The 7,696-nt window shown below is 45.5% G+C and carries 11 protein-coding genes and 2 pseudogenes; 3 read left to right on the top strand and 10 right to left on the bottom strand.

Features of this window, described 5'->3' with window-relative positions:
- The 3 genes from ACUVJL_RS13390 to ACUVJL_RS13380 all read right to left on the bottom strand — a co-directional run.
- Window positions 1-371: class I SAM-dependent methyltransferase (locus tag ACUVJL_RS13390; protein ID WP_445246297.1), on the bottom strand; the 371-nt coding region annotated here is incomplete at its 3' end.
- Window positions 372-692: 321 nt separating this feature from the next.
- On the bottom strand, window positions 693-1,271 hold the full coding sequence (locus tag ACUVJL_RS13385) for a hypothetical protein (RefSeq protein WP_445246296.1): 579 nt from the start codon (window positions 1,269-1,271) through the stop codon (window positions 693-695).
- Window positions 1,268-1,744: a hypothetical protein gene (locus ACUVJL_RS13380; RefSeq protein ID WP_445246295.1), complete on the bottom strand. Its 477-nt coding sequence runs from the start codon at window positions 1,742-1,744 to the stop codon at window positions 1,268-1,270. Before ACUVJL_RS13380 ends, ACUVJL_RS13385 begins: the two co-directional genes overlap by 4 nt.
- Before the next feature lie 622 nt (window positions 1,745-2,366).
- Between ACUVJL_RS13380 and ACUVJL_RS13375 the strand changes: the two genes are divergently transcribed.
- Complete coding sequence (locus ACUVJL_RS13375; RefSeq protein WP_445246294.1) at window positions 2,367-2,522, top strand: hypothetical protein; 156 nt, start codon at window positions 2,367-2,369, stop codon at window positions 2,520-2,522.
- A gap of 378 nt (window positions 2,523-2,900) precedes the next feature.
- Here ACUVJL_RS13375 and ACUVJL_RS13370 read toward each other — a convergent pair.
- Window positions 2,901-3,081 (bottom strand): annotated as a pseudogene (locus tag ACUVJL_RS13370) (IS1 family transposase); the annotation flags it as partial.
- Between the two features lie 378 nt (window positions 3,082-3,459).
- On the opposite strand from ACUVJL_RS13370, the pseudogene ACUVJL_RS13365 reads away from it, so the two are divergent.
- A pseudogene (locus tag ACUVJL_RS13365) lies at window positions 3,460-3,775 on the top strand (sensor histidine kinase); the annotation flags it as partial.
- Window positions 3,751-4,194 (top strand): sensor histidine kinase, encoded by a 444-nt coding sequence (locus tag ACUVJL_RS13360; protein WP_445246299.1) that lies wholly within the window; start codon window positions 3,751-3,753, stop codon window positions 4,192-4,194. The pseudogene ACUVJL_RS13365 and the gene ACUVJL_RS13360, both read left to right, overlap by 25 nt.
- On the opposite strand, the gene ACUVJL_RS13355 is transcribed toward ACUVJL_RS13360, so the two are convergent.
- The 6 genes from ACUVJL_RS13355 to ACUVJL_RS13330 form a co-directional block, all read right to left on the bottom strand.
- On the bottom strand, window positions 4,148-4,348 hold the full coding sequence (locus tag ACUVJL_RS13355) for a hypothetical protein (protein WP_445246293.1): 201 nt from the start codon (window positions 4,346-4,348) through the stop codon (window positions 4,148-4,150). The genes ACUVJL_RS13360 and ACUVJL_RS13355 overlap by 47 nt on opposite strands.
- Before the next feature lie 28 nt (window positions 4,349-4,376).
- Window positions 4,377-4,544 carry a hypothetical protein gene (locus ACUVJL_RS13350; RefSeq protein ID WP_445246292.1) on the bottom strand — a complete coding sequence of 56 codons (168 nt, stop codon included), beginning with the start codon at window positions 4,542-4,544 and terminating at the stop codon, window positions 4,377-4,379.
- Between the two features lie 416 nt (window positions 4,545-4,960).
- Window positions 4,961-5,719 (bottom strand): class I SAM-dependent DNA methyltransferase, encoded by a 759-nt coding sequence (locus ACUVJL_RS13345; protein WP_445246291.1) that lies wholly within the window; start codon window positions 5,717-5,719, stop codon window positions 4,961-4,963.
- An 11-nt stretch (window positions 5,720-5,730) separates the two neighbouring features.
- Complete coding sequence (locus ACUVJL_RS13340; RefSeq protein ID WP_445246290.1) at window positions 5,731-6,321, bottom strand: hypothetical protein; 591 nt, start codon at window positions 6,319-6,321, stop codon at window positions 5,731-5,733.
- Between the two features lie 322 nt (window positions 6,322-6,643).
- Window positions 6,644-7,135: a GNAT family N-acetyltransferase gene (locus ACUVJL_RS13335; protein ID WP_445246289.1), complete on the bottom strand. Its 492-nt coding sequence runs from the start codon at window positions 7,133-7,135 to the stop codon at window positions 6,644-6,646.
- A 63-nt stretch (window positions 7,136-7,198) separates the two neighbouring features.
- Window positions 7,199-7,678, bottom strand: a complete 480-nt coding sequence (locus tag ACUVJL_RS13330; RefSeq protein ID WP_445246298.1) for a GNAT family N-acetyltransferase — start codon at window positions 7,676-7,678, stop codon at window positions 7,199-7,201.
- Window positions 7,679-7,696: the final 18 nt, after the last annotated feature.

Genomic DNA, 7,696 nt, shown 5'->3' with positions numbered 1-7,696 from the left:
GGCAAATGGTGGACGATACTATTTGAAATAACCATATCGAACTGCCCGTCTTGATAAGGAAGCTGCTTGGAATCGGCTAATTCCAGAGAAATCTGTTTTTGTAAGCCAGCCTGTTCTACATTCTTTGAGGCAATAAGCAGCATATTTTTTGACAGGTCGCTGCCGATAATCTGCAACTGGGGACACTTCTGGCAAATTAAGATGGGAATGCGGGCAGTACCTGTACCTGCGTCGAGAACGAGACCCGATTGTGGTGCCAACTCGCTAGTACGTTGTGCAAATGCGGTGTTTACTGTCGTGAAGTCCATTGCGTCGTACTCAATAGCCTCTTCCGACGTATCCATCACTTCTGGTTCAAGAATTCGTTGCATTGAGGAATCTCCTTACACCTATTGCTAAAAGGTCATCTGTGTGCTGGCATTTTAACGGTACAATTTATTTAGCATAACTTCAAGGTCTAGCGTTCTGCCGTGGTTTTTGAAGTTAGTTATCATTACAACCCAGCACCGAAAGGTGGAATAAAAATGGTCTTGTCAAAGTGAATCTCAACCATTACTTTCTACTATCAATAGTCCGGACTATTTTTAGATGCTAGTCTGAAACCCTTGATTTTCCGTTAGGAAGTCGATGGCGCCATCGCCCTGAAACCCTTATTTTATGGTTGGCAATAACACACTGTCCGAAGTATTGTACTATGAGGATTTATTGCTGTGAAATGGACACCCACCCCCTGCTTGACCATTTGGATCTATAAGCCGCAAGCGGTTCCGCTCGAATTTATCTAGCATATCTACTGCTGTGTGTTCGGGCGCTCGTAAGCTCCCCGCCTCACCGCCCCCAAATTTTTCACAAACAGTTTTGTGGGAAGCACAAACAACTTTATAGGCTGAGATAAATTTGTTGTGCTGAGGTTGAAGGGAGACAGGCAGTGTCTTGTAAAGAGGCTGAATAGTCTTCAATACAGTCATAAGATGAGCATGATCCAAGTGCATAAGTGCACTAAAATCTTCCGACTTAACGTTAGGGGGCATCATCATCGGACGAACCTGATCTTGGAACACCTGCTGACTAAAACTTCCGGCTAGATCCATCGTTCTAGCTGATGCAAGCATAAGTTCTGCTGCAGTTTCTAGCTCAATTCCTGCATTGTTTATGTTTCCAACTTCTATCTCCCTTTCAAAGCGACTAAGGCAGACGATCAGACACTGGGTGTAAATAGAAAACATCCAATGAGATTTCTTCCAAATTTCCCTTGCCTCAACATTAGTCATAATTTTTCTTCTAAATCCAGGTTGAAGACTCTAACCAATAGGCTCACACAGCTTTTGAAACCATTTTTTTGACTTTCTACGTCCAACTTTGCTGATTCGTGTGAAGTGCAGCGATTTAACTCAAGCCAAGCTCGATAGGCTGTTAAAATACTTGCAACTAAACATTCAGCAGGATCTCTTGCCTGCACATGCTTTAAACCGAAAAATTGATCGAAATCCTCGATTTGCCATGTTTTTAGGGATGTATTGGTGGGGAGGGTTTCCCCAGTCTCAATGACTTCCACTGGGCCGAGTATGTCCAATGCCAGGTTGATAGTAGTGAAAGCACGCTGTTGGGAAGTTTCAGCTAAAGCTTGGCGGAGCAGATTGATTACTGTAGTTAACTTATCCTTAGACTCGTTTACTTTATGGCTACTAGGCAGGTAGTCAGGTCGAAGCAAAATAAGAGTGTCTGAGAATATCATGTGACTCATAAAAATGCTCGGTAAGTGCGAAACGAGTGTGACTTGAACCCGCTCATGGCAAACGATTCGGCGGTTGAAACCGCCTTGAATCTTTCTATTACACGGGGATCGCTAGATGCGGTGGGCGTTGCTTAATCAGGGTATGAAACAAATAAGTTGAAAACCAGAATCTTTGTGGATACTGGTTTCTATGACTTCTATATTTAGCCTTTCATACCGTAGATAGATGAGTAACGCCGTAAAATTATCATGTACAATTAATGATACTCTGATCTACGGTTAACTTTCAAGTGTTTGTCGAAATCTTGTTGAAGCCACTGAAACCAATCCTTGCCCGCACTGTGCAAAACCAGACTGGTGTTATTCCAGCGGCGAGCTTTCAGTCTGCAACCCCGACCAACCACCCGCTACTGGTTGGGAAACCACAAGCAAGGCTGATAAAGATGGCAAAACTTACTACGCCCGTCCTCAAGAAAAGAAAGCGACTCGCCCCGGTCAAACTCGCTACTGGGAATATCCTGCTCGTGATGGGTCTCCTCTGGTGCGTGTTGTGCGATTCAATGATGGTAAAGGTGGCAAGCCTAACTGGCATCAAGAGCGCTGGGGTTAGCATAAGAAGCAAATTGGCTGGTTGGTAGGTATCGAGGGGGTAATAGCCCGTGAGAATATCCCTATTTACCGCTATGCCGAAGTCAGAAAGCCGATCGCACATAATGAACTTATTTTCATTGTCGAAGGGGAATCTTGCGCCGATGCTTTGTGGGATTTAGGTTTAACCGACCTGTAACATTGGTGGCTCTAGTAAATGGCGAAGCACTGACACAAGCAATTTACAGGGCGCAAAGGTTGTTATCGTTCCCGATCGTGATGAGCCGGGAATCAAACACGCTGAGTTATTGAATCAAGAATTCCCCCACGCTCTCTGGCTCTACGCTTTCCCTGTATCTAAAGCTTGGGGAAATCTACCAAAGAGTAAAGGGTTAGACCTTGCCGACTGGGTTGACTACCACAAAATAACCGCAGAAGATATCAAAGCGACGATCGGATAGAAAAAAGTTTTCAAGGCTGCCCCGCAGGCCGCAAAAGTTTTAACCCATGACAGGTTTAAAATCCCTAGGTCTGACTTGGGCGTTGCACAATTGTGGTATGCTACAGGGAGTCTTTATCAAGAAACAAAAATATTTGGGCGAGGAATAAGCACGGTTTTATGCTTCAAGTAATAAATGACTAATCTAATTGACATGGTCAACATCAAGAGAGACTTAGAGTAGCAAAGATTTTTTCTATGCAAGCGTGCTAAGTAATGCCAAAAACTTTGTATTTCCTCCCTAAAGGCGGGTCATATATAGCAATCCTTGCAGGAGTCATAAATTTTTAACCCCACCCCAGCCCTCCCCGAAGCCGCGGTCCGGGAGTAAGAAATTCACAAATGATTTAGGATTGCTATAACTTTTACTAACAATGTGGTCAGCCTCGTCAATAAACTTGGGATAAACAGCATAACCATCTGTGGCATAAAAAAAACATTTCTACCCTTTAATAATTTTCCATAAAGGCTTAAATGTTTCTGCCGAGCGGTCTCCTATAGTCATCGCCACAATCCCTGCAAATCCCTTATTTACTGAGGTACAGATCCACATCTTGTTTTTTTATTACCTACAAATGTCTGCAACTCATCGATTGGGGCTAGTTCCGGAATCTCGTCGTAAGAGGAGATGGACGCGATCGAATTAGAGTTCTTGATGGAAGACTTACCCAAAGTGCTGGATTCGATGAAGGTGGGGGCAGACCGAATTCGCGAAATTGTCCTCTCCCTGCGAAATTTCTCGCGACTGGATGAAGCGGAAATGAAAGAGGTCGATATCCATGAGGGGATCGATAACATCCTACTGATTTTGCAGCATCGACTGCAAGCTAAATTAGACCAGCCTGCTATTCAAGTCATTAAAGAGTAAGGCGCGCTGCCGCTGGTGGAGTGCTATGCGGGCCAACTGAACCAGGTGTTTGTAAATTTACTGGCGAATGCGATTGAGGCTCTCAGTAACCAAAAAACACTGCGGGCGATCGCGATTCGCACCTCAGTGGGCTATGCGGAAGAAGAAAAATCCCCGATTTCCCATCCCCCCCTTGCCGAAAGCTCTACAGTTTCTTCGGTTGAGGTGGATTCCCACAACCTCGCCCCGACCCGGAAAGGTCCCCAATTTGTTGTGATTCGCATTTGCGACAATGGCCCCGGTATGACAGAGGAAGTGTACCAGCGGGTGTTCGACCCCTTCTTCACGACGAAACCTGTAGGGAAGGGCACTGGTCTGGGGCTGTCAATCAGCTACCAGATTGTGGTAGAAAAACACCGCGGACAGTTGAAGTGTGTTTCTCATCCCGGTCAGGGCGCAGAGTTCATTATTCAGATTCCTATTCGACAGGACTATCAAGAATTGGCTGTCCAAAGCCACACCTGATGAGTAGTTGTTCTTGGTATTTCCAGCCCTGGAAGTAGGAGTAACCCGGACTTTCTCCATAGAATGCGGTGGCGATCGCTTTTGCGGAGAGTGGTGTTTGAGCCGTAGAAGAAACGATTTGAGCTGACACAATTGCGGTAGGGGCATCGTTCATGGGTGCAAAATCTCTCTGAATCAACGCACTACAGGGATTCGATCGTGGGTTGCATCGGGATTTGTGCGATCGCAGAAGTCTTAAACAAGCTTGCGTTAGAGATGAACAGCAAGGCTGAAACGACAAGGGCAATGAGCAAGAAGCGGAGAACGATCGAGCGATCGCGAAACAGTGATTGCAGCCTTTGAGATCTCACAACAAATCCCCTCTGATTGTTTGCAGCTTAAATTCCTTAGCATTCCGCATCTGAGAAGTAAAAAAAAGATGCTTCAAATTGGTGGACGATTCGAGCGCTTTTTAGCACCCAATTCTATAACTTTCCTCTCTCTAAAGGAGTAAATAGAAAGATAGGATGCGATCGCGAACTTAGATTTCAAACTGTGAATCTAGCGATCGCACTTCACTCTCCAAGCATTGGTCGTACTTGCAATCTCTAGAAGTTCCAATTAGAACCTCCAACGATCAACCTTTATTTGATTACAACCTGTAGCTTATGCCGCATACATAGCGGTCTAACGGTTAGCATTACTGGTTGCAAGGGACTCAAAGCGAAGCAGAGAGCATCTTGGTTGATCCGGTATACGCGGTTGTTAGCTGATTGGACTTCATTCTTTACTCACGAACACACCGAATAGCTAGAAATCGTGGTTGCTTCCAGTTGCGGATATACTCTGGATCTGTATCTGGAGGCGGAAAAGGTTCAAGAACAGCTTCGATAATAAAGCCAACTTCTATAAGGCTACTGAAGTATTGCGAAAGAGGTCTATGAACATGTGTAGTTACAATGTCTACCGCATCAAAGCTGATTTTGAAAGGTGCTTCTACCACTATCTCTTGATTATAGTGAAACCAATCGGCGGCATCATAACCCCAATAAGATGACCAAAAACACGGATGTATAATTGTAAAAACAAAATGGGCACCAGCACGAAGTAACCTTGCTACAGATCGCAGCAAAGATAACAAATCAAGGGCTGTCATCAAAGTCATGTTGGCAATTGCGAGAGAAAAGCTATGTGGTGCAGTTTGCTGAGCAAATTCTTCTACACTTCTACAATAAAAATGAGCATGACGCGAACCATATAGCCGTTTCTGTGCAAGTTCAATACTCCGCTTGCTTATGTCTACCCCCACAATATAATTAGCCTTCGTTGAAAACGCTTCCGCTACAAAACCAACTCCACAACCGACATCAAGAACATGACTGAAATTACTATTAATCGTTAGTTTTTCAATCGCTGGGAGGAGTACCTTAAGAAAGCTAATATCTTTGCCTTGTGATATTTGAGTATCCCGAATAGGGGCAATAGTATCCCACTCTCTTTCAATTTCAACACGGCTTTTATGTGTTGGACGAATTGATTCTGTCAACTTTACTTCTCCTAAGATGAATAATGTTTAACGAGCCTAACTAAATCATACGCAATAGAGAAAACAGGATCTGAGCCATAAGAATATTCATCAATTCGATGTAGTCCGTCTACATTACGCCCGATTGCTATACGAGCATCATCTTTCCCGTAGCGAATAATGGTGAAACGTGAGTAAGGAGAGTCATTGAATGAAGTGTAAGTATGAACTTCTGCTCCAGCAGCAGCAAGTTCTTTAGTGAGAAGGGTAGGCTCTGGCAAGCAAATTTCTAATTCTCTTCTGTCTGCTTTATTCATTAGTAACTTCTTAATTTCGTTTGAAGTAGCCCAGCTCATATCACGAGTAAAGATTAATACTCGTCCACGTTGAGAAATCCAAGCATACATATACCGATCAATTTGTTCGGTTGTGCGGTAAAGCTTTGGCCTCCTCTTCAAATAGGAATGGATATCCCAGTAGATCATGAACAGAATTCCAAGAACACTGATTGTCAGAAGAACAACTTGAAAAATTGAAAACTGGGTGACATCTGGGTTGACAGTAAACCACAAACCACTTAACCCTAAAAGAATGCTAATCCAACCACCAAGAATCGTTCGCACTGCTAGCTCTCCGTCTAATTTATAACAGAGTATTATGTAATAATAACTTAATTCTACATCAATACTCCGGACAGTTTTTGAGACCGAGGCTGAAACCCTCATTCTACCGTTAGCATTTGACCTAACTGAGAAGGCTGAAACCCGCATTCTGCTGTTAGTGATTGAAAACTGTCCGGACTATTGCTACATGCCTCACAGAACATGACTCGATCGAGCGATCGCACCCGGGTTCAGGTGGAGAAGCAGTGATGAGTGTCGGGTTTCATACTTTAACCCAACCTACAAGATCGGACGATCGCATTAAGTTAAAGGATACAGACTGTTAGGCGGCTCCTGGCTGTAATTCCCACCTGCAAACCAAGCCATCCTCTGGGTCTACCACCTCACCGATACGCTCAAACCCGCACTTCGCGAGCACCCGCATCGAGGCGTTGTTCTCCGCCCGTGTGTGGGCACGAACGAGACGGACTTGCCCGCTACGGAACGCAAAATTGACCAGCGCCCTTGCTGCTTCCGTGGCATACCCGCGCCCCTGATACTCCGGGTCTACTCCGTAAGCAATCTCAACGACTCCTCCTTGGTCCGGGGGACCCTTGTACGCGCAGGTCCCGATGACTGCACCGCTGGTGTGCTCCACCATGGAGAATCCATGGGTCCACGGGTCTGCCGCTGTCGAGGCGCGAACCCGCGCCAGCCAATCGGGTGAGACCTCCGCCCGATCGGCAGGGCTCAGGGACTCGATGTAGGTGAGGATCTCCTCAGTCGATTGGAGGATCAGCCTGAGACTCTCCGTTTGAATTACCACTTCACTCATAAGATCGGGAGCTCGCATTAACTTGAAGGATACAAGGCGATCGCCAAATCAACACATCTGCACTTAAAGCTTCTTGAAGTATCTGGCAACTGGGAATAGCTCAAAGCCCACCTTTTCATAGGTGTGACGGGCTCTTTGATGACCGGGATCGCCCCCAGTCTCAACCATAGCAACAGACATCCCAGCATCTTTCATCCAACAGGGAGCGAATTCAATCAAAGCACTACCAATGCCGCGACCTTGAAAGTCTGGATCGACGGCAACCATGTAGATTTCACCCATGCTGTCCTCTGAGTGTAGTTTCACGGCTACAAAGCCCACAGTAGAACCGGCATCCATAGCAACCCATACATTCGTATCTTCCGCAGCACAGACATCCTTGACAGCTTTTTGCTGGCTCATGCGCCAATGATTGGGATAGAATGCCTGGTACACATCAGCGTTCATCGCCTTCTGAATCGAATCAAAGACCGGAGTCCATGCCCGAAGCGAAAGACGAATAACAGCATCAAGGTGGCGAGGGTCGTAGGGTTCAATTTGCATTCCCACATGAACTCCTGT

This window comes from Microcoleus sp. OTE_8_concoct_300, assembly GCF_031383065.1.
GTDB lineage: Bacteria > Cyanobacteriota > Cyanobacteriia > Cyanobacteriales > Microcoleaceae > Microcoleus.
The sequence above is the reverse complement of the archived record's forward strand: the minus strand, read 5'-3'. Positions and strand labels throughout refer to the sequence as shown.